Origin of the sequence: Parasphingorhabdus sp., from assembly GCF_036964565.1 — a bacterium.
GTDB lineage: Bacteria > Pseudomonadota > Alphaproteobacteria > Sphingomonadales > Sphingomonadaceae > Parasphingorhabdus.
Window position 1 is genome coordinate 332,598 of sequence record NZ_JBALTN010000004.1, and the last position, 24,912, is coordinate 357,509.

Annotated in this window: 16 protein-coding genes and 1 tRNA gene; 10 read left to right on the forward strand and 7 right to left on the reverse strand. The window is 57.3% G+C overall.

The annotated features are described in order from the left end of the window. Window positions 1–7: 7 nt before the first annotated feature. A complete protein-coding gene (locus V7650_RS07640; protein ID WP_335655660.1) occupies window positions 8–469 on the reverse strand; it encodes an ABA4-like family protein in 462 nt (153 codons plus the stop codon). Window positions 470–568: 99 nt separating this feature from the next. Between V7650_RS07640 and pdxH the strand changes: the two genes are divergently transcribed. Both pdxH and V7650_RS07650 read left to right on the forward strand, forming a co-directional pair. Then, window positions 569–1,144 carry a pyridoxamine 5'-phosphate oxidase gene (gene pdxH, locus V7650_RS07645; protein ID WP_335655661.1) on the forward strand — a complete coding sequence of 192 codons (576 nt, stop codon included), beginning with the start codon at window positions 569–571 and terminating at the stop codon, window positions 1,142–1,144. Beyond that, complete coding sequence (locus tag V7650_RS07650; RefSeq protein WP_335655662.1) at window positions 1,141–1,935, forward strand: PhzF family phenazine biosynthesis protein; 795 nt, start codon at window positions 1,141–1,143, stop codon at window positions 1,933–1,935. Before pdxH ends, V7650_RS07650 begins: the two co-directional genes overlap by 4 nt. A gap of 18 nt (window positions 1,936–1,953) precedes the next feature. On the opposite strand, the gene V7650_RS07655 is transcribed toward V7650_RS07650, so the two are convergent. After that, a complete protein-coding gene (locus V7650_RS07655) occupies window positions 1,954–3,096 on the reverse strand; it encodes a serine hydrolase domain-containing protein (protein ID WP_335655663.1) in 1,143 nt (380 codons plus the stop codon). 29 nt (window positions 3,097–3,125) lie between these two features. Here V7650_RS07655 and V7650_RS07660 point away from each other — a divergent pair, with 29 nt between their 5' ends. Continuing rightward, a complete protein-coding gene (locus V7650_RS07660) occupies window positions 3,126–3,494 on the forward strand; it encodes a hypothetical protein (protein WP_335655664.1) in 369 nt (122 codons plus the stop codon). A gap of 90 nt (window positions 3,495–3,584) precedes the next feature. Here the strand turns inward: V7650_RS07660 and V7650_RS07665 are convergent, their stop codons facing one another. Together V7650_RS07665 and mnmA are read right to left on the reverse strand one after the other, a co-directional pair. Next, a complete protein-coding gene (locus V7650_RS07665) occupies window positions 3,585–4,907 on the reverse strand; it encodes a cation:proton antiporter (RefSeq protein ID WP_335655665.1) in 1,323 nt (440 codons plus the stop codon). Window positions 4,908–5,243: 336 nt separating this feature from the next. Further along, window positions 5,244–6,380 carry a tRNA 2-thiouridine(34) synthase MnmA gene (gene mnmA / locus V7650_RS07670; protein ID WP_335655666.1) on the reverse strand — a complete coding sequence of 379 codons (1,137 nt, stop codon included), beginning with the start codon at window positions 6,378–6,380 and terminating at the stop codon, window positions 5,244–5,246. A 641-nt stretch (window positions 6,381–7,021) separates the two neighbouring features. Here mnmA and sciP point away from each other — a divergent pair. From sciP to V7650_RS07695, 5 genes are all read left to right on the forward strand, one after another. Further along, window positions 7,022–7,321 (forward strand): CtrA inhibitor SciP, encoded by a 300-nt coding sequence (gene sciP, locus V7650_RS07675; protein ID WP_067203167.1) that lies wholly within the window; start codon window positions 7,022–7,024, stop codon window positions 7,319–7,321. Between the two features lie 147 nt (window positions 7,322–7,468). Continuing rightward, window positions 7,469–7,732 carry a GlsB/YeaQ/YmgE family stress response membrane protein gene (locus tag V7650_RS07680; RefSeq protein ID WP_335655667.1) on the forward strand — a complete coding sequence of 88 codons (264 nt, stop codon included), beginning with the start codon at window positions 7,469–7,471 and terminating at the stop codon, window positions 7,730–7,732. A 248-nt stretch (window positions 7,733–7,980) separates the two neighbouring features. Continuing rightward, on the forward strand, window positions 7,981–9,159 hold the full coding sequence (locus V7650_RS07685; RefSeq protein ID WP_335655668.1) for an efflux RND transporter periplasmic adaptor subunit: 1,179 nt from the start codon (window positions 7,981–7,983) through the stop codon (window positions 9,157–9,159). A gap of 25 nt (window positions 9,160–9,184) precedes the next feature. Continuing rightward, complete coding sequence (locus tag V7650_RS07690; protein WP_335655669.1) at window positions 9,185–12,610, forward strand: efflux RND transporter permease subunit; 3,426 nt, start codon at window positions 9,185–9,187, stop codon at window positions 12,608–12,610. Between the two features lie 23 nt (window positions 12,611–12,633). Beyond that, on the forward strand, window positions 12,634–13,890 hold the full coding sequence (locus V7650_RS07695; protein ID WP_335655699.1) for a DUF445 domain-containing protein: 1,257 nt from the start codon (window positions 12,634–12,636) through the stop codon (window positions 13,888–13,890). On the opposite strand, the gene V7650_RS07700 is transcribed toward V7650_RS07695, so the two are convergent. Further along, window positions 13,887–18,560, reverse strand: a complete 4,674-nt coding sequence (locus V7650_RS07700) for an NAD-glutamate dehydrogenase (protein ID WP_335655670.1) — start codon at window positions 18,558–18,560, stop codon at window positions 13,887–13,889. The genes V7650_RS07695 and V7650_RS07700 overlap by 4 nt on opposite strands. Before the next feature lie 190 nt (window positions 18,561–18,750). After that, window positions 18,751–20,130, reverse strand: coding sequence for a PAS domain-containing protein (locus V7650_RS07705; protein ID WP_335655671.1), 1,380 nt, complete (start codon window positions 20,128–20,130; stop codon window positions 18,751–18,753). 190 nt (window positions 20,131–20,320) lie between these two features. On the opposite strand from V7650_RS07705, the gene V7650_RS07710 reads away from it, so the two are divergent. Both V7650_RS07710 and V7650_RS07715 read left to right on the forward strand, forming a co-directional pair. Then, a tRNA-Thr gene (locus tag V7650_RS07710) sits at window positions 20,321–20,396 on the forward strand. Window positions 20,397–20,842: 446 nt separating this feature from the next. Beyond that, a complete protein-coding gene (locus tag V7650_RS07715) occupies window positions 20,843–21,781 on the forward strand; it encodes a 5'-nucleotidase (RefSeq protein ID WP_335655672.1) in 939 nt (312 codons plus the stop codon). Window positions 21,782–21,792: 11 nt separating this feature from the next. On the opposite strand, the gene V7650_RS07720 is transcribed toward V7650_RS07715, so the two are convergent. After that, window positions 21,793–24,903, reverse strand: a complete 3,111-nt coding sequence (locus V7650_RS07720) for a type I restriction endonuclease subunit R (protein ID WP_335655673.1) — start codon at window positions 24,901–24,903, stop codon at window positions 21,793–21,795. Window positions 24,904–24,912 lie beyond the last annotated feature (9 nt).

The window sequence follows — 24,912 nt, forward strand, 5'->3', positions numbered from 1 at the left end:
CACTGTCTTATTCAGGTAGAACGGCATCTGCAACCTTGTTGTGCCGCGTGAACCGCAGCAGCAGATAGAGAAGCAGCCCGAGAGGGCCAAGCATTAGTATAAATAAAAGAATGGGTATCTGCAGCCAGCGCGCGAACCCGTATTTGTCCGCTTTGCGCGCGACCCAAAGACCCACGAACAGATCGAACACCAGATAATGGATCCATCCAACCGTTGCGCCGCCCGGGCTGGACAGCAGCTGCTGGACCCCTGCCAGGGTGGTGAAGTCCGGGACGCCGCCGCTGCCTCCATCCACCAAGCCGGTCATCAGCGGTATGATAATCAAAGCATAGGCAGCGGCCAGCAGGCCGACGCCGCCGTAGAAGACACCCGTGAGAATGGCGGTCCGCCGCGGCGCAAAGGCAAGGATCAGCCACATCAGCAAGGCGTAATTGTTGGTGATCGCAAAAATCAGGTCCCAGTTCATCATGCGCCTTTCCGTTGACCGCCTTTAGCAGAATTCTGCGGCTTGTCGCGGAACAAAATTTTGTTTGTTTGCCCCGTCTGATCGCGATGTTAAGGACGGATGATGACCGATCCTTTTGCCCTGTTCGACGAATGGTATGCCGAGGCCCGCGCGAGCGAGATCAATGACAGCAACGCCATGACCATCGCCACCGCCGACGCCAGCGGGCAGCCGGCGGCCCGCATGGTTCTGCTCAAGGGTCATGGTCCCGACGGATTTGTTTTCTACACCAACCAGGAAAGCCGCAAGGCTGGCGACATCGCCGAAAATCCGCAGGCCGCGATATTGTTTCACTGGAAAAGCCTGCGCCGCCAGATCCGGATCGAGGGCAGCCTTTCGCCGGTTCCGGACAGCATGGCGGATGCCTATTTTGCGACGCGCAGCCGGGATTCGCAGCTGGGCGCCTGGGCCTCCGACCAGTCCCGGCCGCTCGACAGCCGGGAGACGTTCGAGGCCCGGTTCGAGGAAATGACGAAGCGGTTCGCCGGCGGCGATGTGCCGCGCCCGCCGCACTGGTCGGGCTATCGCCTGGTGCCCGCCCGGTTTGAATTCTGGCAGGATCGGGAACACCGGCTGCACGAACGGCGCGCCTTTGTCCGCAACGGCAATGACTGGACGGAAGGACTGCTCTACCCATGACAAATCTGCCTTATTATCATGTGGATGCTTTCGCCGATCGCCCGTTCACCGGCAATCAGGCAGCGGTCATGCCGCTCGAATCCTGGCTGGACGACGATGTTCTGCAGGCCATCGCCGAAGAAAATAATTTTGCCGAGACCGCCTTCTATCTTCCCGATGCCGGTGCCGATGCGGACTACGAATTGCGCTGGTTCACGCCGACCGAAGAGGTCGCGCTTTGCGGTCATGCCACGCTCGCCAGTGGGCATATAGTCTTGTCGCAACAGCCCGAACGGCAGCAGGTCACCTTTCATACGCGCAAAGCAAGTATTTTGACTGTGATACGTGACGGCGATGGATATGCCTTGGGCCTGCCCGCTTATCCGCCGGCACCGCGGGCGATGCCCGACATTGTCGCGCTGGTCGGTGGCAGTCCTGCGGAAACCCTGTCGTACAACGGCGATTATCATGTCCTGAGTTATAATCATGCCGATGATGTAGCTGCGCTCAAGCCCGACCTGAAAGCGCTGGCTGCGCTTGGCAATGCACAATTTATCTGTACCGCGCCGGGCAAGGACAGCGATGTGATGAGCCGGGTGTTCGTACCCGGGGGCGGGGTCGACGAGGACAGCGTCACCGGCTCGGCCCATGCCGTACTGACCCCCTATTGGGCCGGTCAGCTGGGCCGCGACAGTTTCACCGCCTACCAGGCGAGCCAGCGCGGAGGCTATGTCAATTGCCGGCTGGACGGGGACCGCGCCTGGCTAGGCGGGACATGCGTGACGGTGGTCGAAGGCTTGTTTCGCCTGTAGCGCTCCGCCCTTGAAAGACTAGCCCCTCACCGGGAACAGCGCCATGATCCGGCCGATCTGCGCGCTCATCGGCGCCAGCACATCGTCCTGAGTCTTGCCGAGCCGAACCACCGTGAGCTGCTGCTCCGGCGATACCACAATCTGCTGACCCAGGTGACCGAGCGCCGCGAATATGGTGTCGGGACCGTTGTCCGGAAACAGCACTTGGTTGCGGCCGTCCGGACGCTTCTTGTTCAGCCAGATATGGCCACCATAGGCCGGATCGTTTTCCGACGATGTCGTCATGAACCGCACCCAGCTGACTGGCAGATGCTGCGCACCCTTTCGCGCTCCCCTGTGCCGCAGAAACTCTCCAAACCGGGCATAGTCGCGCGCGGTCGCGTGGAGGAAGCTGCCGCCCAGAAAGGTGCCCCTCGGCCCGAATTCCGGATAGGTGCCATCCATCCCCAGGGGTTCGAGCAACCGGCCCCGGATGAAGCGCAAGGTCACATCGCGCCGGACTTGCGGGTCGCTGCTTCTGGTCAGGGTGCGGGTTATGATGTCTGACAATATGATGCAGGTGGCGGTGCTATACTCGAATTTTTCCCCCGGCCGCGCCTCCATGGGACGGGCTTCTGCATAGCCCGCGACGTCCTGGGCACCGTCGAGGAACAGCATGCGATTGGTGTCCGCCTCAAATACTGTTTTGCCTTCGTCTTCGTCCGTTTCGGTGTGATCCAGCCCGGACGACATCTGGAGCAGTTGCCGCAGCGTGATTTCGCCGCGCGGATCTCCGCTTCTCTGCCACGCCGGCACCGGCGCGGGATCGTCAAGCACCAGGCGACCGTCTGCCACCAGAAAACCGATCAGTACGCCGGTAAAGCTCTTCGCCATCGACCAGCTGATGAACCGCGTGTCGGCATCATAGCCATCGCCGTAGCGCTCGGCGATGATCTTACCCTGATGCATCACCAGCAAGGCCCGCGTTTCCGCCATGGCCGGGTCGTCGAACAGCGGTGCAATGGCCGCGTCCAGCCGGGATTTGGCCATCGGGCTGGAATCTGAAATATAGGCCAGCTCCGCCGCACTTTTCTCCGGCACGGGCGCAGGATCCCCCGCGCCCCCGCAACCGGAAAGGGCAATCGTGACGGCGGACAATATTGCGAGTTTAATCTTGTGCATGGCGCGTCGTTGCACCAATAGACGCCGCCATGGCAACCGTAAAAACCACTTCGCGCTCGCAGCCGAGCAAAAGGCGGATAGCCTTGTATATCGCGGCATTTTTCCTGATGATTTTGCTCGCCGTCATGGCCTATAATTTTTCCTTCATAAAGGGACAGCTGAACGTCGGCACCGCCTATGGCGCGCGGGTCGCCTGTTCCTGTCACTATATCGGCGGGCGGGACCTCAAGGATTGCGAAAAGGATTTCGAACCCGGCATGGAAGTGATCGGTTTGAGCCTCGACGAGGAGCGCAAGCGGGTGACCGCATCTGCCTTGATGATCGCTTCCGCAACAGCCGAGTTTCGCGAGGGCTGGGGCTGTGTGATGCTTACCGAATCACAGCTGGAACAGGAATGAAGGGGCGGGTTGCCATCTTCCAGATGGCTGCCAGTCGCGGACACCGACCATAATCGTCCAGCCGGCCGCACCGCATATAGGCCGCGGAGCCTAATCTGATTTCGCCTTGTCCAGTCGCCTCATGGTCGGCGTCACGGCGACGCCATGGAGCAGAATCGACAAGAATATGACCAGGGACACGACCGGCCACAGATCGTTGCCGGCGCCAAACTCGCCATGGTTCAGCGCATAGGCGAGATAGAAGACCGAACCCAGACCGCGGATGCCGAAAAAGGAGACGATGGCCCGTTCCCCTGCGGAGCGCTTTATGCCTGCCATGCTCAGCCAGCCCGCCATCGGTCGAACGACCAGAAGCACAAGCAGTGCGAAAAGCAGGTGGCGCCAGCCAATTGCCTGAAGCAGGCCGCCGCCAATGATCATCCCGCCAAAACAGACCAGCAGGATCATCATCAGCAATCGTTCGGTTTCGTCGGCGAAATCATGCAGGCGTACATTATATTCATGATCACCCGCTTCCCGGCGCAAGCTCAGCCCGGCCAGGAATACCGCGAGAAATCCGTAGCCATGGAGAAATTCGGTCAACGCGTAGACGATCAGCGTCGCCCCAAGGGCAACAAACCCGTCACCAGTGCGCGAGAGACGGGTGCCGGTGGGCAGCTTGTAGATGGCCTTGCCCAGCAAGGTGCCCAAAATCAATCCGACCACGACACCCACCAGGCCGCGCACAACGACATCGTCAATCGCCCAGTCTTTCCAGACATCCATCCCGAAACCCGCAATGCTGGCGGCAATGGCCAGATGGACGAACGGAAAAGCCAGCGCATCATTCAGCCCTGCCTCGGCCGTCAGGGCAAAGCGAACCTCGTCCTCGTCGGTATTCGCCGGGCGTTCGATCTGGACATCCGATGCCAGAACAGGGTCCGTCGGCGCGAGACACGCGCCGAGAAGCAGGGCGGTGGCCACCGGAAGCCCCAATAGCCAGCCGCCGAGAAATGCCAGGCAGAGGATCGTCAGCGGCATGGTCAGCGCGAGCAGCCGGACGGGCAGCGCCCATCCATCGCGCGCAAAGGGCCGCGAAATCTTGAGCCCCGCCCCCATCAAGGAAATAATCACGATCAGTTCCGTGGCCTTTTCGATGATTACCGGCGTTTCCGTGGGATGGGGGGAATAGTCCGAAAACGGGGGCCAGGAAAATATCACCATGCCGAGTGCCAAGCATATGATGGGCAGACTCAACGGCAGCCGGCGCAAGACCAAGGGCAGCCAGGCCACCATCAAAATCAGCAAACCCAGTCCCAGCAGCAGCGGAATATAGAGCGAGACCATGTCCCTCCCCACTTCATTCTGCATGACAGGATCGGAGGTTGCGGTGCCCCCTGTTGCTGCCAATATGATCAGTGATGCCGCCGTCATGAGGTGATCCCGGGATGATATTTGCCAGCAATGCAAGGACCGAGCATAGTCATCCTGCCCGGTCGGCCATCGCTATCGTCCGATCCAGACAATCTGCCTATCTTCCGATGGGAGAGCGAGGGCAAAACATTCAGGCCGGTCCGGCAGCCGGCATGATGATATGTGGCTTCCACAAGGCATATACGCGCGTCACCCGCCTGCGGTTCCCCGCGACAATCGTTCCAAACGGTTCGACGTCAATTGAAGGCAAACTCGGGGGTACGGCGGATCACTACGAGCCGCCCCCCTTTCACCGACCGTCCCATAGGTGTGGCGACGGGAGTCCGTTCCACAGGCTCACTGCGCTTCGACCCCGGCCAGCCATTGCTGTTCCAGGGCAGCGGTGCCGTCGATCCAGCCCCCTCCCAGTACCCGGTCCTTGTGATAGAAAACCGCCGCCTGACCCGGAGAAACGCCAAATTCGGGATTGTGGAATTGCAGCTCCTGTCCCTCCAGACGAGCCAGCGTCGGCTTGGCCATGGAGCGGACCTTGACTTCGACCGGCCCGACATGGTCGCCACCAATCCAGTTGATGTCGCGCAGCGACGCGGAAGCGACTGCTAGGGCCGCTTTCGGGCCGACCACGACGCGCTTGGCTTCCGGTTCCAGCCGAATCACATAAAGCGGCTCCGCCTGACCGCCGATTTCCAGGCCCTTGCGCTGCCCGACGGTATAATGGATCAGACCCTTGTGTCGCCCCATTGACCGGCCATCAATATGGACAATTTCTCCGTCATCATCAGCGTCCGGCCGCAATTTGCGGACGACGCTGGCATAGTCCCCGTTGGGAACGAAGCAAATGTCCTGGCTGTCGGGCTTGAACGCCACGGCCAGTCCCATCTCCTCGGCAATCTCGCGAACCCGGGTCTTGGGCATGTCGCCGAGCGGGAAACGCAAGTAGTCGAGCTGATCCTGGGTGGTCGCGAATAGAAAATAGCTCTGATCGCGGGCCGGGTCCAAAGCGCGGTGCAGCTGCGCACCCTCCGGTGTCACAACACGCCGGACATAGTGCCCCGTGGCAAGGCAATCCGCTCCCAGTTCGCGGGACAGTTGCAGCAGGTCGGTAAACTTGACGCCCATATTGCATTGCACGCAGGGAATCGGCGTCCGGCCCGCCATATATTCGTCGGCGAACACATCCATCACCGAATCCTTGAACCGGCTGGCATGATCAAAAACATAATGCGCGATGCCAAGCCGATCCGCCACGGCGCGGGCGTCGCGGATGTCCTGCCCCGCACAACAGCTACCCACGCGACCGACGGCCTCGCCATGATCATAAAGCTGCAGGGTGATGCCGATGGTTTCCGCACCGGTCCGCGCCGCCAGAGCCGCAACCACGCTCGAATCGACGCCGCCGGACATGGCGACGACAATGCGCTTGCCGGTCAGGTCGTCACCGAGCTGAAAATTTTCCTTGATTCGATCCGTCATATCGATTGCGTCCTTAAAGACATCTCCCGGAAAGCACCAGTGCAGCGAAGATTTCCTCTTTCAGGTTCCTGTACGCTCCATTTTGGCACGGCGAGCGACGAAACAAGGAAGAAATGCTTAACCTCTCCTAAGGCCATGTAAACGGCCCTTTTACATAAGCTTATATGTTCGCTGCTAGACCAGCGGCTATGGATATGAATTTCCCCCATGAAAAGCCGCGCCAGTCCCCGACTGACGGCGGCCGAAAACTTCGCTCCGCACGGGCGCAACGCAAGGCCCTGCTCAATCGAGCGATCGCGCGGCAGTCATCCAGTGAATCGGCACAGGTCTTTCGGGCTGCGGAAAGCCGGATCAGCGATGACCCGGGTGCAATTGGCGCTTCCTTTCTGGATGAGCGGATGGCTTATTTCGCGGGACGGATTGAATTGGGCCGCAGCCCTTCCAAAGGTTCCATCTTGTTCCGGACCGGTTGTTTCCGGCCGGACTTGGTAAAGCAGGAAACAGACAAAATGCAGAAATAATCCAACTTATGAACGTGATGTTTACCTTGGCAGTTCAGGTAATCGAAAAGCTCCGCCGCTACGAAGGCCAGACGTAACGGGCAACGGGGCAAAATGCCGAAAGGCAAAATTGAGGGTAGTATGATTGAAAACCAAAAAATTAAACCAGCGCAAGTTGTCGGGCCCCTTGGTGAGCCACTCACCATTGATGATTTGCCGAAACCCGGAACCACGCGCTGGGTAGTGCGTCGCAAGGCCGAGGTTGTTGCCGCGGTCAACGGCGGATTGCTGTCGGTGGACGAAGTTTGTGACCGCTATGATCTGTCGCTGGAAGAATTTGCTTCCTGGCAGCGTGCGGTTGACCGATCAGGCATGCCCGGATTGCGCGTGACCCGTATCCAGCATTATCGTGATTTATACGAGCGTCAGCAGAAATACTGACCCAGAAGTACCAATCCAGACATCAAGGGGCCGCGGAGCTAACTCCAGCGGCCCTTTTTATTCCTTCTAGTCCGTCGGATAATCCTATATGGTCTTGTATTTACAGGCGTAAGGAATGTTCCAGCGCCATGGAACCAGGAGGAATATATGGGTTTGATTATTGCATTGATCGTTGGCGGCGTCGCAGGCTGGCTTGCCAGCATGGTGATGGGCCGTGATGCGTCCATGGGAATCTTCCTGAACATAATTGTCGGTATCATCGGCTCGGTCATCGGAAATTTCGTCGGGGGCTATTTTGGCTTCGGCGGAAGCATTCAGCAATTTTCCATCACAGGTCTGTTCACCGCTTTTGTCGGAGCGGTTGTCTTGTTGCTGATCCTGAACCTGATCCAGCGCGGCAGAGTACGCTAAGACCAGACTTGAATGAATAGAACATGCGGCGACAGGGCCGGTTCGGTGGCAATCGGCCCTTTCGTCAGCTCTCGTCGGTCATTGATCGAACCGCAGCTTGAAATATGGGCAAAATTCTGTTCCCGCTTGCCGCTGGTGCCGTATTGATCTAATACAGTTGATGAAAACCTGGATCGAGGCGAAATCAGCGATTCTTTTGTGTATCGCCATTTGATATTGCGATAAGAGCTGGACTGAAGAGTAAAACGATGAACTATGAATCCACCATTCCCAGCGAAGATATCGCAATTGCTGACGACGCCGAGGCGCGGAGTTCCACACGAAAGCGGCTGATCATCGCAGCGGCAGTGGTCACGCTCTTGCTGCTCGCCTATATCGGCTACAATTATTTTGTCGGCGCGGGCGCTGAAGACGACACTGCAAGCCAGGCGCCGGCCGTCACGGTGATGGCACCCGGCAAGCAGCTGGTGACTCGAACCATCAATGCCACGGGCACGCTGGCCGCACGCCGGGAAATTCCCGTCAGCGTGGTCGGTGAAGGCGGCCGCGTGACCAATGTCTATGTCGACGCTGGCGACTGGGTGAAGCAGGGCCAGGTCATGGCCAGCATCGACCGCTCGGTCCAATCCCAGCAGGCAGCGGGACTAGAGGCATCGGTGGGAGCATCGCGAGCGGACCTCAATCTCGCGCAGGCGAATCTCGACCGCGCTGCTCAGCTGGTGGACCGCGGTTTTATTTCGAAGGCGGATATCGACCGGTTGACGGCGACCCGGGATTCGGCAGCCGCCCGTTTGCGGGTAGCCCAGGCTCAGCTGAACGAAACCCGTGCGCGAAACACGCGCCTCGACATCGTTGCCCCCAAGGCAGGATTCGTCCTCGAACGCAACGTCGAGCCCGGACAAACCGTAACCCAAGGCAGCGGAACATTGTTCCTGCTGGCGCAGGACGGAGAGATGGAACTTCAGGCCCGCCTTGGCGAGAGCGATCTGGCCAATGTGTCGGTGGGCATCACCGCGCAGGTTACCCCGGTCGGAACCACCAAGGAACTCACTGGCCAGATATGGCAGATAGCGCCGGTTATTGATCCGCAGTCGCGTCAGGGCATCGCCCGGATCGCCTTGGGTTATGACAGCGCGCTGAGGCCCGGCGGCTTTGCCAGCGCCCGTATTCGCAGCGGCACCTCAGAGGTCTCGGTATTGCCTGAATCTGCCCTGCAAAATGACAGCAAGGGCAGCTTCGTCTATATCGTCGGACCGGACAACAAGGCGGTTCGCCGGGACGTCGTTCTGGGATCCGTATCCGATGCCGGTATATCCATCACGTCCGGCCTGAGCGGAAACGAAAAGGTTGTTCTGCGCGCCGGTGGCTTCCTGAGTCCTGGCGAAACCGTTCAGCCCAAGCTCCAGAAAAAAGCGGACGGCGCGTGATTGGCGCAAATTTGAGGCCTGATCGATGAATCTTCGCAATATTTCAGCCTGGAGCACGCGCAATCCGGTCGCGCCTTTGGTATTTTTCGCGGCCCTTCTCTTCGCCGGCTTGCTGAGCTTCAACCGCATGGACGTCGTCAACAATCCCGACGTGGAGTTCCCGGCGGTCAATGTCACGATCTCGCAACCTGGCGCCGCCCCGACGGAAATCGAGAACCAGATTACACAGCGAATTGAAGCGGCCGTCCGGTCAATCAGCGGCGTGAAGAACATCAGTTCGACCGCAAGCGAGGGCAGCAGCAGGACCTTTGTGGAATTTGAAATTGGCGCGGATGTAAACAACAGCGTCAACGAAGTAAAAAATGCAGTGGACCAGATTCGGGGATCCCTGCCCGACGGCATCCTTGAACCACAAGTAGCCAAGGTCGATGCCGTGGGCGGGCCGATCGCATTTTTTGCGGTAAAAGCGGACGACATGACCGTCGAGCAGCTCAGCTGGTTCGTCGACGACACAGTCGCCAAGCGGCTGCTATCGGTCGACGGCATGGCAGACGTTGACCGGTTTGGCGGCGTCGACCGGGAGATCCGCGTCATTCTCCGCCCCGAACGGATGCAGGCGCTTGGCGTCACAGCCAATCAGGTCAACGCGGCCCTCCGCCAGGTCAACATAAATGCGGCCGGCGGACGCGCAGAAGTGGGAGGCACCCGCCAATCGGTGCGCGTCCTCGGCAATGCTGACGACGCGTATGAACTGTCGCAGACGCAAATATCGCTGGGCAATGGTGGAACGGTAAAGTTGAGCGACGTCGCAGAAGTCAGCGACTCCTTCGGCGAACGCAGTTCGATCAGCAAGGTCAAGGGGGTCGAGGTCGTCAATTTCGCGATGTCGCGAGCGCGCGGCGCGTCCGATGTCACGGTCTTTGATGATGCCGTCGAAATCATGGATAAAATCCAGGCGGAAGTCCCCGGCATCGAGTTTATTCCCCTGTTCAACAGCGTCACCTATACCAAGTCGCAGTACAAAAGCTCGATGCTGGCCATGATCGAAGGCGCCATTCTGGCGGTCGTCGTGGTGTTCATCTTCTTGCGCGACTGGCGTGCGACCGTCATCTCGGCCATCGCCATCCCCTTGTCGGCAATCCCTACATTCTGGTTCATGGATTTGCTGGGCTTCAATCTCAACTTTCTTTCGCTGCTCGCGCTCGGTCTGGTGGCGGGGGTTCTTGTCGATGATGCCATTGTCGAGATCGAGAATATCGTTCGCCATATGCGTATGGGGAAATCCGCATATCAGGCGTCCATCGACGCTGCGGATGAAATCGGGCTTGCGGTTGTGGCCACCTCCTTCTGCATCGTCGCCGTGTTCCTTCCGGTGGGACTCATGCCCGGGATTTCGGGTCAGTTTTTCAAGAATTTCGGCATCACGGTCGTGGTCTCGGTTCTGATGAGCCTGGCCGTCGCGCGCATGATAACGCCCATGATTGCAGCCTATTTCCTCAAGGCCCAAGGCCATGCCGAACATGGCGAAGGAGTCTGGATGGACCGCTACATGCGTCTGCTGCAGTGGGTGCTGGACCGGTCCCAGGCCGACCGCATTCGACAGACGCTGGTACCTGCGAAGGCCGCCTGGTGGCAGTATCTGATTGGCTTCGTTCTGTTTTCCCTGATTGTCGTTATATTCATCGGAACGGCGTCGATCGTCGGAATGACGATCAGCGGCGCGATTCCGGCTATCATCCCGAGCGACTTTCTGCGGGCAATACTGAGCCTCGCATGTGGGCTCGCCGTAGGCTTCGTCGCGGCATTTCTCGTGGTGCAATTGATCAAGCGATTGGTTGGCTTGCTAGGGGAGCGATTTGCTCTCTGGTATGCCTACCGGTCGGGCCGGTTCCGGGCGCGAGCCTATGACCATCGCATCTGGATGATGGGTGCGGGACTGGTGTCCTTTGGTCTGACCGTGATCCTGTTTGCCATCACGCCGGCTGAATTCCAGCCAACCACCAATGAAGACAACAGCCGCATCCAGATAGAGGTGGTGCCGGGCACGACCCTCCAGCAGACCGAGAAGATTGCCGATCGGGTTTCCAATCTCATGTATGCGCAGCCCGAAGTCGAGCGGGCGCTCACCCGCGTTCGGGAGACCAATGCGACCGTATTCGTGACGCTGAAGAAAGACCGGAAAAAAACCTCGATCGAATTTGAGCGAAGCCTGTCGCCAGAACTCCAGAAAATACCCGATGCACGCATTTCCTTCCAGTCGCAGAGCGGGGGTGGCGGTACCGGGCGCGACATTTCCATCATGCTCACCGGGTCCGACCCGGAACTGCTCGATTCGACGGCGGCGCAGCTGGTCGAAGAGATGAAGGGCATCGATCTGGTGCGGGCTCCCCGTATCGCGGCCGACCTAAGCCGCCCAGAGATCATCATCACCCCGTACATGGATCTGGCGTCGCAACTCGGCGTGACCACGGCCTCGCTCAGCCAGACGATCCGGATCGCCACGCTTGGCGAGATTGACCAGAATGCAGCCAAGTTCTCGCTGTCTGACCGGCAAATTCCGATTCGGGTCATGTTGCCACTCGAATCAAGATCCGATCTGGAAACCATCAGAAACCTACCGATTCCCATTGCCAGCGGCGGCACAGTCCCCCTCAGCAGGGTGGCCGCGGTAAGCTTCGGCTCCGGCCCCACATCCATTCAGCGCTACAACCAGAACCGCCGGACATTTGTCGGAGCCGATCTGGCGCCGGATGTGATCAAGGGCGAGGCGATGAGCAAGATATACGAATTGCCGATCATGAAGAACCTGCCCACCGGCGTATCGAACGAAGCGTTCGGCGAGGATGAATGGCAGCAGGAACTGGCAGTCAATTTTGTCATCGCCCTGATCGCCGGCATATTGCTCGTCTTTGCAACCCTCGTGCTGCTCTACAAGCGGCTGATGTCGCCGCTGGTCAACATGGGATCGCTTGCACTGGCACCGCTGGGTGGCATATTCCTCGTCTGGGCGACCGGCAAATCTCTCTCAATGCCGGTATTGATCGGTGTCCTGATGCTGCTCGGCATCGTCAGTAAAAACTCCATCCTGCTGATCGACTTTGCGATCGAGGAAATGAAGAAGGGCGTACCCAAATTCGAAGCCATCATGGACGCCGGGCACAAGCGTGCACAGCCCATCGTGATGACGACCGTGGCCATGACCGCGGGCATGGTACCCACCGCCATCTCCCTTTCGGGCGATGGGGCTTGGCGCGCGCCAATGGGCATTGTCGTGATCGGCGGCCTGATCGTGTCGACCTTGTTGACCCTGGTGATCGTTCCTGCCGGCTTCAGTCTAGCGGATGGATTCGAACGCCGGGCCGGCCCCTGGTTGCGCACGCGGATGCTCACCTACAAGCCTGGCGATGACCGTCATGATCGGCCCGATGGAGAGGTGCAACCCGCCGAGTGAAGCCCATAACGTCCCAGACAGCCATGGGTGGCGGAGCGCGTTCCACCGCCACGTCCAGCAATGCTGGGCAGGATATGAAGATCATCGCCACCGGCATGCTGGTGCTAATGGCGATCATATATGTGACTTCAAAAAGCTATGAAGACGTGCATCCGGCGATTGGTTTCGTGCGCGCTTTTGCCGAGGCGGCGATGGTGGGTGGTCTGGCCGACTGGTTTGCGGTAACCGCCCTTTTTCGGCATCCCATGGGGCTACCGATTCCGCACACCGCTATCATTCCCCGCAACAAGGACCGGATCGGCGACACGCTGGCAAATTTCCTCAAGGACAATTTCCTGATTTCCCGTCTGGTCGCGCAGCGCATGCGAAATGTCGACCTGGCCGGGGGAATTGGTCGATTCCTGCAATCGCCGAGCGGCGGCGAGGGGCGACTGAAATTTGGCGCTTCGCGCCTGCTGGGCGATGCCATTGCTTCGCTCGACAAGGATCGCCTAGGGACGATGTTCAAAGGCGCCGTGAAAAAGCAGGCGGTCAAACTGGACATAGCGACACCCCTTGGCCAGATTCTCGAAGCCGTCATGGCAGAAAATCGGCACGGGCCCCTGATCGATTCCTCGATCCGCTGGGCCTACCGAACGCTGGATACCAACGAAATGGTGATCCGCAACATCGTGACCGACCGTGCCAATGCGGTGATGCGGTGGACGGGCCTCGACGACCGGGTCGCGAACGAAGTGCTGGACGGTCTCTACAAGCTTCTTGCCGACATGGCGGCCGACCCCCTGCATCCCGTGCGCGCGAAAACCGAGGAAAGTCTGGCGCATCTGGCGGCTGAACTGCGGCAGGACCCGGCCCTTCGTCAGAAAGTGAACGAATGGAAACTCGAGATGATCGAGAATCCGGCGATCGCCTCGTGGCTTGATGGCATCTGGGAACAGGGCCGGGAAGCGCTGTTACGCGCCGCCCGCGATCCCGACGCCGCTCTGGCCGGGCAGTTCGGAGATGCGCTGGTTCAACTCGGCAACAGCCTGCAGCAGGACGGACAGTTGAATCGACAGATCAACCGGTTCGGTCGCCGGGCGGTCATCGGCGTCGTCGACAGTTACGGCGACAATATCGTGAAGCTGGTCTCCGAGACCATTCGCAGCTGGGACACACAAACGATCACCGACCGGGTCGAAAATGCCGTAGGCCGCGATCTCCAGTTCATTCGCGTGAACGGCACATTGGTCGGCGGGCTCGTCGGCCTTACTCTCCATTTGCTTGGATACTGGATCTAACGCGAAAGCAGCAGCCGGGCCTGTCCCGCGATCTGCGCCAGCATGGCTATCGAGGGCTTTGGGGTCTGCTGGGCACGATCCATGATCTTTCTGAACTGAGCCACGCGATCTATATTGCGGTCTGCCCAGCTGTTGACGAATTGCTGCATGTCCTTGCCTCTGGTCCGCCGGAGAAAATCGAGCCGCATCTGCTGAAAATCGCGCGCCAGACCGGCAACCAGCAAGCGGTCCCAGGGGTCCGAGGGATTGATCCGGGTCGCCGTCATTTGTGCCCAGTCCAAACCAAGCTGACTGCCCAGCTGGGTGAAGGCCTTGGCAACATCCAGAGCGTCTATTTCGCGGCTATGAGCGAGATAGGCGATACCGGCCGCCCCGTCATTCTTGTAGATATTGGCAATTTTGTCAGCAATTTCAGGGGTGGCGCCATCGGCAATCAGCGCGTCCATCCGATTTGCGGCTTGCAGCCTGCCTTCGGCGGTTATCAGATCATCGACATTGTCATTGAGGGCGGTCACGCCCGGAGCCAGCATGTCCACGGTTTCTTCTATTCGGGCGTCCGATACGCCGATCCGCATCAGATCCGCCATATGCGAGCGCAGGACGTAGGCAAGGCGGTCAAAGAGCACAATCCTGATATCTTCTGCAATCGGCGCGTCCTCCAGCGCCTTCCAAAGAGCATCTGCATGAAACAGGCGCTCCGCCATCACGAAGGCGCGGGCGACTTCTGCCAGCGAGCTTCCTTCTTCTTCTGCCAGTTCGAATGGATCGATCAGGCCGAGCCGGTTGATCATCCTGTTGGCGAGTTTTGTGGCGATGATTTCGCGGCGCAACTGGTGGTTGAGAATCGCCGATTCGTGCCGTTCCTGCATCGCAGCGGGAAATGCCTGAAGCAATTCGCTATTCAGGCCGGGATCATCGCCCAAATCGCTATTCTCGATCGCGTCCTGCAGCGCCAGCTTGGCAGTGGAGATCAGCACCGCCAGTTCCGGGCGGTATAACCCACGCTTTTCCTGGCTGCGGCGGATCAGGTCCTCGTTGCTGGCGAGCCCTTCGACCGACCGGTTCAGCTGCCCCTGCTCCTCGAACTGGTCGATAAGACGAACATAACAGGGCAGAGATTTCACGCCCCCCATTTCCGCAATCGATAGGCCAAGAGCCTGCAGACGATTGTCTTCCAGCACCAGCCTGCCAACATCGTCGGTCATCGATTCCAGGAGGCTATTGCGCGCCGCGGGCTTCAGCTTGCCGCTGACCAGCTCCGCGTTCAGCGCGATCTTGATGTTGACTTCATTGTCCGAACAATCGACTCCCGCGCTGTTGTCTATAAAGTCGGTATTGATCCGTCCGCCCCGAGCCGCAAAGGCGATCCGCGCAGCCTGGGTGATGCCGAGATTCGCGCCTTCCCCGACCACCTTGACGCGAAGCTGCTCGGCATTGACCCGGATCTTGTCATTGGCCGGGTCGCCGACCTCGATATGATTTTCGGCTGCAGCCTTCACATAGGTGCCAATGCCGCCAAACCACAGCAGATCGGCATTGCATGCCAAGATGGCGGACATCAGTTTCGAAGGGGTGGTGTCGGCATCGTGGGGCAGGTCCAGCAGCTCGCCGATCTGCTTCGAAATCTTGATGGTCTTGGAACTGCGCGAGAATACGGCTCCGCCTTTTGATATCAGTTGCTTGTCATAGTCGTCCCAACTCGACCGGGGCAAATCGAACAGCCTTTTCCGCTCAACCCAGCTTTTTGCGGGATCAGGCTCGGGATCGATGAAGATATGCCGGTGATCAAAGGCCGCAACGATCTTCAGACTCTTCGATAGCAACATGCCGTTGCCGAATACGTCACCCGACATGTCACCGACCCCGACAACCCGGACGGGTGCGGTCTGCACGTCAACGCCCGATTCGGCGAAATGGCGCTGCACGGAGACCCATGCGCCGCGCGCCGTAATCCCCATCGCCTTGTGGTCATAGCCGTTGCTGCCACCGCTGGCGAACGCATCGCCCAGCCAGAAACCACGCTCGACAGCGATCTGGTTGGCGATATCGGAGAAGCTCGCAGTGCCCTTGTCCGCAGCCACGACAAAATAGGGGTCATCGTCATCCAGGCGCTGGACCCGCGCCGGCGGGACGACCTTGCCTTCCACGATATTGTCGGTGACCGACAGCAGTGCGGAAATGAAGATCTTGTAAGCATCGATGCCCTCCGCCAGAAACGCATCGCGATCATCGGCAGGCGGCAGCAGCTTGGCGAAAAAGCCGCCTTTCGCTCCGGTCGGGACAATCACCGCATTCTTGACCCGCTGGGCTTTCATCAGGCCCAATATTTCGGTGCGGAAGTCATCCCGGCGATCCGACCAGCGCAAGCCGCCGCGGGCGACCGGACCGGCGCGCAAGTGGATGCCCTCTACCCGCGGGCTGTACACGAAAATTTCCCGCCAGGGCAGCGGCGCCGGCAGATCGGGAATCTTTGCGCTTTCAATCTTGAAGGCCAGCGCTTCGCCGGGCCCGTAGGCAAATGCATTGGTCCGCAAAATCGATTCAACAACCGCCCGAAACAACCGCAGGATCCGGTCATCGTCGATCGCATGAACGCTGACCAGGGCCGCTTCGACGTCGCGGGTCGCGGCAAGCGCTGATTCCTCGCGGTTGCCGCCGAAATCGGGATCATGCAGAACGCGGAAAAGCTTGATCATGGCCGATGTGACGTCGGGCGCTTCCGACAAGGCTTCAACAACCGTGGCCAGACCGTAGCTGAGGCCCGTCTGCCTGAGATAGCGGAACCAGGCACGCATCCAAACCGTCGAGCGAGGGTCTATGCCCGCCGAAACAATGAGCTGGTTGAAGGCGTCGTTTTCCGCTTCGCCTTCCAGAACGCCGGTGATCGCCGCCTCAATTTCCTCCGCCCGCTCGATGAGCTTTTCGCATCGCTCTTCGGACCGCAGTTCGAGCAGGAAATCGTGAATATATCCCAGTCGGCCGCCATCCAGCGGGGTCGGAACCGATTCCAACACGGTGAAGCCGAAATTTTCGAGCGTCGGCACCGCATCGGATAGCGGCAACGCCCCGCCGAGATGATAGATTTTCAATCGCAGCAGATGATCGGCATCGCTGGCGAGTCGGTAGAGCCGCGTCGACCGCTGCCCGCCCCGTTCCAGCCGGAACAGCCGCAGGATATCCTTTGCCGCTTCCAAGGCTCCATAGGTCGACTGGTAGGTCCCGGGAAAGCAATCGGCATAGCGTTGCGCGAGGACGGCAGACCGGTTTTCCTGACCGGCCAGCCGCAAATTTCTCTCTACCTCCGGCTTCCAGCCCCGAACCATGTTCTCGAGCTCCTGGTCGAGCAGATCGGGATCCGGAATTCTGCCATCGGCCCCCATATCGAGCGTATATCGCAGCGAGGATACCCCGCCCTCTTCCAGCGTGTTGGACCAGCTCAATATTCGCGCTCCGGTCGCTTCCGTCAGCATTTTCTCCACATTCTGTCGCCGTTCGGTCGACAGCTGCTCGCGCGGCAGCCAGACAAAGGCAAAAAGATGACGAGCCAGAGGCGAGATGACGCTGTGCAGCTTGGGGCGCGGACGGTCGATGAGGGACATCGAGATGAGAGCGAGCTTTTCAAGATCATCCTGCGCGAAGGTGATGAGCAGGTCATGGGGCAGCGAAGTCAGCGCATGGGTGAGGCTTTTCCCCGCGTGGCCCGCGACGGAAAATTCGAACTTGTCCAGCAGCCGGCTGAGCTGGGTCCGCAATACCGGTATGTTTTCCGGCGGAGCGGCCAGTGCGGCACTGGTCCACATGCCGGACGTGATCGACAGCCCGGTGATCCCCGTGTCGTCGGTTGCTGGCACAATGATCAGATCCATGAGGACGTGGCGATGGACCGTCGAAAGCTGATTCGACTTGATGATCAGCGGGGCCTGTCCCCCCTTTTCAAACCATTGAAAGGCCCGCCTTCGGCTTTCCTCCGAAAGAATCGGCTGTGCCCGCATCCGGGTGACGCCGAGACGTCCCGTTCGGTCGCCGTCACGGTCGACAATCTCGTGACCGAGCAGCGTCAGGTTGCGATCGAGGAACCACCGCAGCAAATGGGCGCCTTCTCCTTCGGGCAGCGCCTCGGCGTGATTCTGCAGGACTGCCTGCAATTTCAGCCAGTCTTCGACGGCTGCGGCCACATCCTTGAGGTTCGCGCGGAGCGTCTTGACGAGCTCCCGGCGAACGCGCGCGTCGGTTCGTTCCAGCTCGATATAGATGATGGATTCGCGCTTCTGGTCATCTCCCTGTGCGGAAAACTGCACGAGCTGGCCGTGGGTATCGCGCTCGACGGGGATAACCGGGTGGATCAGCCGTTCGATCGTCAGGCCGAAGCCGGCGATGGTCGCGCATACCGAATCGACGAGAAACGGCATGTCGTCATTTACAATCGCAAGACGCAAATGCCTTTGATTGGGGTCGCCGCTGACGCTTTCCAACGACACGTTGGCTTCATTGTCCTGCCGTTCCTGCGCGCAACGCAGGGTGAAGCGGGCCGCCTCTTCGCAGGCGCGTTCATCAAAGCCCGTGTTTTCGCCTGGCAAGGCACTTTCCCGGAATGCTGCTACTAGCGCCTGCTCCAGGTTGCTGATGTCGGCATCGGATAATGTGGATTTCTGATTGCGGTTGGCCGCCATTTCGCCCCCAATTGGATCAAGACGAGTGAATTTCTCGTCAGCATCAGGACGCTATGCTCTTATTGCCGCGCAGGCTCAAGGGTCTAGCCGGCGCTTTCCCGTCGGCACCGGCAAAAACTTCCGATAGTGGTATTTTCGTTACAGATGCAACTATGAGGCCCGGTGAAACACTGCAGTGCTGCGGTAATCGTCAACAGTCGGTATGCCGGAGCGCCTGTCCGGTCAGGCTGTCATTGCCGTGCACCGGACCGACGATCGACAATTCGCCGTTCGGACCCTGGCGCGCCACCAGTACAACGAATTCCGAATCTCCGGCGTCGATGTCCTGCAACTGCCGGGATGGTGCCGAGCGCAGTTTCGCCAACAGCTTTTCGTCGATGGCCGACGCCTTGGCCTTGGCCGCCGGGGGTCGACCCGCTTTGCGTTCGGCCTGGACGATGGCTTTCAGCCCGCCGTCATAGGCGCCGAGCAACGCCGCGTAGGCGCCCTTTTCGACTTCATTGCGCACCGCGAATTTCAGCGCCGTGGCATATTCGGTGAGGCGCGTTTTGTCATAGCCTGCACCAAATACAAGCTTGACGATTGGCGTCATCGGTGCGCGCTTCTGCGCCACCAGGCCGGAATCGTCGAGCAGCATCCGGTAATCGTCCGGATATTCTTTGGTCATCAGGTAGAAATCATAGGCGCGGCTGATGGCCGCATAAAGCGCAGCGCGGCTGCGTTGCTCACCATCCGCTGCATTGTCCGCGCTGATACGGGCAACCGACAGCCAGTCGGCGAGACTGGCTCCCTCTTCCGGATCAGCAACATGCGGACTATCCTCAACGGTGATGATTTCCTGCGCGGTGAGCTCAAGCGGCATGGCCGGCTCGTCGCCACCGATTTTCGTGGAATGTGGTCCGTCTTCCCAGGCCGGTCCCGCCATGTGCCGATCCGGCGCCGATAGCAGCGCTTCGGAGACCTCGTCTTCAATCTCCTGCTGGATTGCATCCGTAGCGATTTCTTTCCAGTTGATCACACCATAGATAAAATCGATCGTTTCATCATCGGTCGAAAAGGGCAGCAGAATACCCCGGTACATGATGGTGACGCCGCGCTGATTGACGAATTCCGCCTCAAAACCGATTGGTGACTGATTGGCGATAATTTGGAGATAATGATCGGTGATCCGCGACAGCAGCGAACGGGCAGGCACATCGGCCACCGCCGTCATCGAGGCATCTATGTCGCACTCTTCCCGCAGCGCGCGGCCGAGAAACTGGATGGTCGGATTTTCGATGCCATCGGTGAAGTCCAGCAAAACGCTGTTCGGGCCCAGATCATCGTCGGTTTCGGGGGAAAGATCCTCGACGCTCGGAAACAGCCGATCTCCCAGAAGCCCTGCCCAGAAATTATACGCGCGCACATGCATCCGGCGTTCATCCTGCCCAACGGAGGGCGGCGCTTCAACCGCACCATCGTCGTCGGGATAAGCGACATAGTCAGGCACCGTGGTCGGGTCCTGATCGCCAATTTCGCCATAATTCTGTAGGTTTTCCATGCTGCCCCAGTGCGGTTGCGTCTGTTCCATGCTGTTTTGCACCCCTCATGGTAAATATATGGTAAATTCGGGCCTCGGGCCTGCCACGCCCCGGGAACGTCGAGCGGCAACGCAGCCGTTCGAAATAACGATCAGGCAGTCTTGTCACGGCCCTGCTCTGCTGGTAATGGCGCGCGATCAGTAAAATTGCAGAGCATCAGCGCTCGTCCATTTTATCGATGCCGCTTTAGCTCAGTTGGTAGAGCATCGCATTCGTAATGCGGGGGTCAGAGGTTCGAATCCTCTAAGCGGCACCATCACTCTCAGCGGCAGATTTCGGACATTCCTAGCGAAAGTGCGGAAAACTCAGTGTTCTCCGATTGCCTAATTTACGCGCAATAAACAGCCAACCGGCCGGTGTTGAGGGGGTGTTGTGTGGGTATGCCGTGGGTGGCGCTTTGGATAGGAAGCAATCATTTGCTATACAGGGGTGAGGTTCCAACACTCAAAGCGCACAGATTCGTCCCGCAAAAAGCGTAATTTGAAGCGGGAGGGTCGTTCAGTTGGCTCGAACTACAGTTCTATATCGCGCTGCTTGATGTCAGCAATTGAAACGCTATTTGCGTTTTTGTAAATAAATGAAAGGGGTTCGATCAGTTGAGAGCTGGAAGGTCGAGACTTGATGCCTATTTTGTTCTCCGTGGTATTGAAAATTAAAGCCGCAGCGCTATTTATTAAAGGTTATAGAGATTGGTAGATGCTAATGGCTTATCCAATAGATCAAAAACTTGTCGTCGGCATTACTTCTACAGCCCTTTTTGATTTTGCACATGAACATCAGATATACGTTGAGGAGGGCGTCGAAGCATTCCGTCTTTTTCAAAAGGAAAATCGCAAAAAGTTGCCAGCACCTGGCGCAGCATTTCCATTTATTAAGCGGTTGCTGAATCTCAACCGTATTTTTGCTGAAGAGGCGCCTGTGGAGGTTGTGATTTTATCTCGCAATGATCCTGAAGCAGGCTTGCGAATGATGGATGCTCTGCCAGAGTATGGATTAGACATTTCTCGAGCATTTTGGCTTTCGGGAGCCGATCCATATCCCTACATGAAGGCAGTCAAAGCCTGCCTATACCTCTCGACAAACAAAAATGAGGTGAAGGCAGCCGTCGAAGAGGGCCATCCTGCAGGATATGTCTTACCGTGCGTTACATCGAATGACGATCTCGACAATCAACTTCGGATTGCTTTTGATTTCGACGGAGTCTTGGTCGATGACGAAGCGGAAAGTCAATTTGTAGATGGGGATTTACCACTGTTCCACCATCATGAAACGACCAACAAGGATCGACCGTTGAAAGGCGGCCCCTTGATGCCGTTACTCCAAAAAATTTCTAACATTCAAGATATAGAGAAACGCCGCTTAGACCGGGCCAATGATCCTCAAAAGGCTGTGCGAGTCTCTATCATAACTGCTCGTAACGCTCCGGCGCACGAACGAATGATGAATACCTTGAAGCACGAAGGCATTGAGATTGACGAGCTATTCTTAATGGGTGGGATTGAAAAGAAAAATATTCTAGATGTTCTGAAACCTCAAATTTTCTTTGACGATCAACTAGGGCATCTTGAACCAGCGGCTGAAAATACCCCCTGCGTTCACATACCATTTGGAATTCGAAACCAAGAGAAGTTACAAGAATAAAGCAGTTTAACTCACGCTTGCGGCTGGTTGACCATTCGTTCCAGACTCTGTTGCCAAGACGCTTTGAATGCAGGGTCGTTTGCGAAGAGCTTATATAGCTCCAATTCATCTTTTCGGCGCATCAGCATGACCTCTTTCAGCATTTTATCGAATGCTATGCCGCGATTCTGCGGATCGGGGTTGTCTTGATACTTTTCGCTAAAGTCAGGGTGCGCTTTAATGCTTTCCATGATGTTGATGAATTTTACGCGCTGTTCTTCCGGCGTTGCGCTCCAGCCTTGAAACCATCGCTCATTGAAGCTTTTGATGATTTCGTCGATTGGATCTTTGTCCTCTTCGGGTTCATGCGCGCTTCTCGGATTGGGGTTTTGCGGATCAACCTCAGTTTCTGAAGCATCCAAAATGATAGAATCGTTCAGCTTTACCCGTTCCAATCCATAGGATGAGAGATCGACCGAATCCAGTAATGCATCCAGCGATTTTTTCGAAGGGTCTTCAATTTTGAGCTTTGGAATAAGAAATTTCAGGAACCAGAAAAGCTTTTCCCATTCCACCACTTCGAATGGCATGATTGAGGCCATTTGCCCATAAATCTTCACGAACTGCTTTGCCTTGATCTTGAAATCGATCTTTGCATCATTCTCGAGCTCGAGCTCGTCGTTAAATCGGTTTGCCGCCACATCGATGATAATGCTCAGCTGTTCAGCATCCTCGTTTCCGAAATACTTTGCCGAAAATGACTCTACCTCTTGCCATTCGTACACGGCCACATCGCCTAGGGCGGATTTTAGTTCGTGCAGAACATTTACGTCTGTCGCTTCGGATAGGCTGGTGGCCGTATAGAAAGGGTCAAAGGCCGTCTTTATGTCATCTACTGTATTGAAGAAATCTAGGATAAAAAGGTCTTCGGTCTTTTTGTTCAACTTCATTGCTGAGCGGTTTAGGCGAGATAAAGCTTGGACCGCCACGACATGCTGAAGCTTCTTATCGACATACATTGCTGCCAGTTTCGGCTGATCAAAGCCGGTTAAATATTTGTTGGCCACAATAAGCAATCGGTATGTGTTCTCGATAGATTTCCCGTTGTGAATGATCGGTTTGCCATCTCGGCTATGGCCGTCGAAAAACTCTTTCGTTTTATCATCGGAAACACCGTTGATCCCCGCTTCGGTATACGTAATACCTTCCAATTCTTTTTCGCCAGAAAAGGCGACCAGCGCTTTGAACGGGTAACCCAGCCGCTCCAGCTCTTTGTCAATCGCCTTATAGTAGCGGATAGCGGTTTCGATATTCTGGGTAACGACCATGCCACGCGCTTGGCCTTTCAACTTCTTCGCATTAACCACGCTTGGAATGAAATGGTCCAGCATGATCTCAGCTTTGGTATTTATCGTCTGCTGGCTGCGTTCGACATAGGCCCGCAGTTTCTTCTGTGCCTTTTTCTTGTCGAACAGTGGGTTGTCTTCAATCGATTTTGCTATCTCATAATAACTTTTGTAGGTCGTATAATTGGCCAGAACGTCAAGGATGAAGCCTTCCTCAATTGCCTGCTTCATGCTGTAAAGGTGGAACGGTTTGAATGAGCCATCGGACTGCTTCTCCCCGAATTTCTCCAGCGTAATGCCCTTCGGCGTGGCGGTGAAGGCGAGATAGGAGGCATTGCCCCGCATTTTTCGTGCTTGCATGGCCTTCAGGATCAAATCCTGCGCGTCTTCGGCATCAACATCGCCGCCCATGGCTTGGTTCATCATACCCGCAGCAGAGCCGCTTTGTGAGCTGTGTGCTTCATCAATGATTACAGCAAACCGCCTGTCGGTCAGATCAGAGATGCCATCAACGATAAAGGGGAACTTCTGGATCGTGGTGATGATGATCTTTTTGCCGCTTTCCAAAGCCGCTTTCAAATCTGAGGATTTATGCGCCGGGGCAACGATGTTCTTTACCTCGGAGAAGTCTTTGATGTTGTCACGAAGCTGTTTATCTAGCAGCCGCCGGTCGGTGACTACGATCACGCTGTCGAACAGCGGCTGATCTATTCCTCTAGCTCCGGGCGTTGTGACGCTGGCTGGATAAGTTTCAATGAGCTGATAAGCTGCCCAGGTGATTGAATTGGACTTCCCGGAACCTGCCGAATGTTGGATCAGATATGTCTGCCCTACGCCATTATTCGAAGCATCCTCAATCAACTTTCGCACTACGTCGAGCTGTTGATAGCGCGGGAAAAACAGCGTCCGCTTGTTCAACTGGTCTTTGGCCGCCCCATCCAGTCTGACAAAATGCTGGATGATATTGGCAAGACTGTCCTTGGTGAAAATCTCTTCCCAAAGATAAGCACTTTTATGGCCGTTTGGGTTAGGCGGGTTGCCCTTGCCGTGATTGTGGCCCTTGTTGAAAGGAAGGAAAAATGTGCCCGGCCCTGCGAGCTTTGTGGTCATATAGACCTCGTCTGTATCCACTGCTAAATGAACAATGCAGCGGGCGAATTGCAACAAGGGCTGGCTGGTGTCGCGGTCTTCCCGATATTGCTTCTGACCGTGATAGCGGGCGTTCTGGCCGGTCCAAGCGTTTTTCAGTTCGATGGTGGCGAGTGGAATACCGTTCAGGAACAGCGCCATGTCGATTTCCTGCGCCGGATTGGCCAGGGAATAGCGCAATTGCCGCGTTTCGCTGAAGATATTGGCGGCAAAATCATCATGGACAGATTGGCTGGAACTGGCGAGTGGAGCGGGGTACATCAGCACGAAGAACGCATCATCGACGGCCAAGCCCTTTTTCAGCAGATGCAAAAGCCCATGTTTTTTGATCAGCCGGTCGAAACGCTCCAACACCTTGCGCTTCCAGTCAGTCGCGTCATTGCGGCGTAGCTTGTCCAGCTCTTTGGATTGGGTGGTTTCCAGAAAGCGCCAGAAGAAACGTTCGTCAATCGCATATTGCGCATTGAAATCGAATGAATAGCCCATTTCAAAGCCATGATTGACGGGATCAAGAGAGACCAGATTGCTGATCAACTGATCTCCAAGCTGCGTCCACTCAATCTGGTCCTTTATAGCTTCGCGGTTGACGCCGGTCAGGCATTTCTCAATTGCGGCTTCCAACGCCGCTTCATTTGTCCGACTAACCATATCGCCCCT

Bases quoted from the DNA above. Each gene is read 5' to 3' on its own strand.
- V7650_RS07690 (WP_335655669.1), top strand. From the start codon at position 9,185: ATGAATCTTCGCAATATTTCAGCCTGGAGCACGCGCAATCCGGTCGCG.
- V7650_RS07655 (WP_335655663.1), bottom strand. From the start codon at position 3,096: ATGCACAAGATTAAACTCGCAATATTGTCCGCCGTCACGATTGCCCTT.
- V7650_RS07720 (WP_335655673.1), bottom strand. From the start codon at position 24,903: ATGGTTAGTCGGACAAATGAAGCGGCGTTGGAAGCCGCAATTGAGAAA.
- V7650_RS07715 (WP_335655672.1), top strand. From the start codon at position 20,843: ATGGCTTATCCAATAGATCAAAAACTTGTCGTCGGCATTACTTCTACA.
- V7650_RS07650 (WP_335655662.1), top strand. From the start codon at position 1,141: ATGACAAATCTGCCTTATTATCATGTGGATGCTTTCGCCGATCGCCCG.
- V7650_RS07685 (WP_335655668.1), top strand. From the start codon at position 7,981: ATGAACTATGAATCCACCATTCCCAGCGAAGATATCGCAATTGCTGAC.
- V7650_RS07680 (WP_335655667.1), top strand. From the start codon at position 7,469: ATGGGTTTGATTATTGCATTGATCGTTGGCGGCGTCGCAGGCTGGCTT.
- V7650_RS07705 (WP_335655671.1), bottom strand. From the start codon at position 20,130: ATGGAACAGACGCAACCGCACTGGGGCAGCATGGAAAACCTACAGAAT.
- pdxH (WP_335655661.1), top strand. From the start codon at position 569: ATGACCGATCCTTTTGCCCTGTTCGACGAATGGTATGCCGAGGCCCGC.
- V7650_RS07660 (WP_335655664.1), top strand. From the start codon at position 3,126: ATGGCAACCGTAAAAACCACTTCGCGCTCGCAGCCGAGCAAAAGGCGG.
- V7650_RS07640 (WP_335655660.1), bottom strand. From the start codon at position 469: ATGATGAACTGGGACCTGATTTTTGCGATCACCAACAATTACGCCTTG.
- sciP (WP_067203167.1), top strand. From the start codon at position 7,022: ATGATTGAAAACCAAAAAATTAAACCAGCGCAAGTTGTCGGGCCCCTT.
- V7650_RS07700 (WP_335655670.1), bottom strand. From the start codon at position 18,560: ATGGCGGCCAACCGCAATCAGAAATCCACATTATCCGATGCCGACATC.
- V7650_RS07665 (WP_335655665.1), bottom strand. From the start codon at position 4,907: ATGACGGCGGCATCACTGATCATATTGGCAGCAACAGGGGGCACCGCA.
- V7650_RS07695 (WP_335655699.1), top strand. From the start codon at position 12,634: ATGGGTGGCGGAGCGCGTTCCACCGCCACGTCCAGCAATGCTGGGCAG.
- mnmA (WP_335655666.1), bottom strand. From the start codon at position 6,380: ATGACGGATCGAATCAAGGAAAATTTTCAGCTCGGTGACGACCTGACC.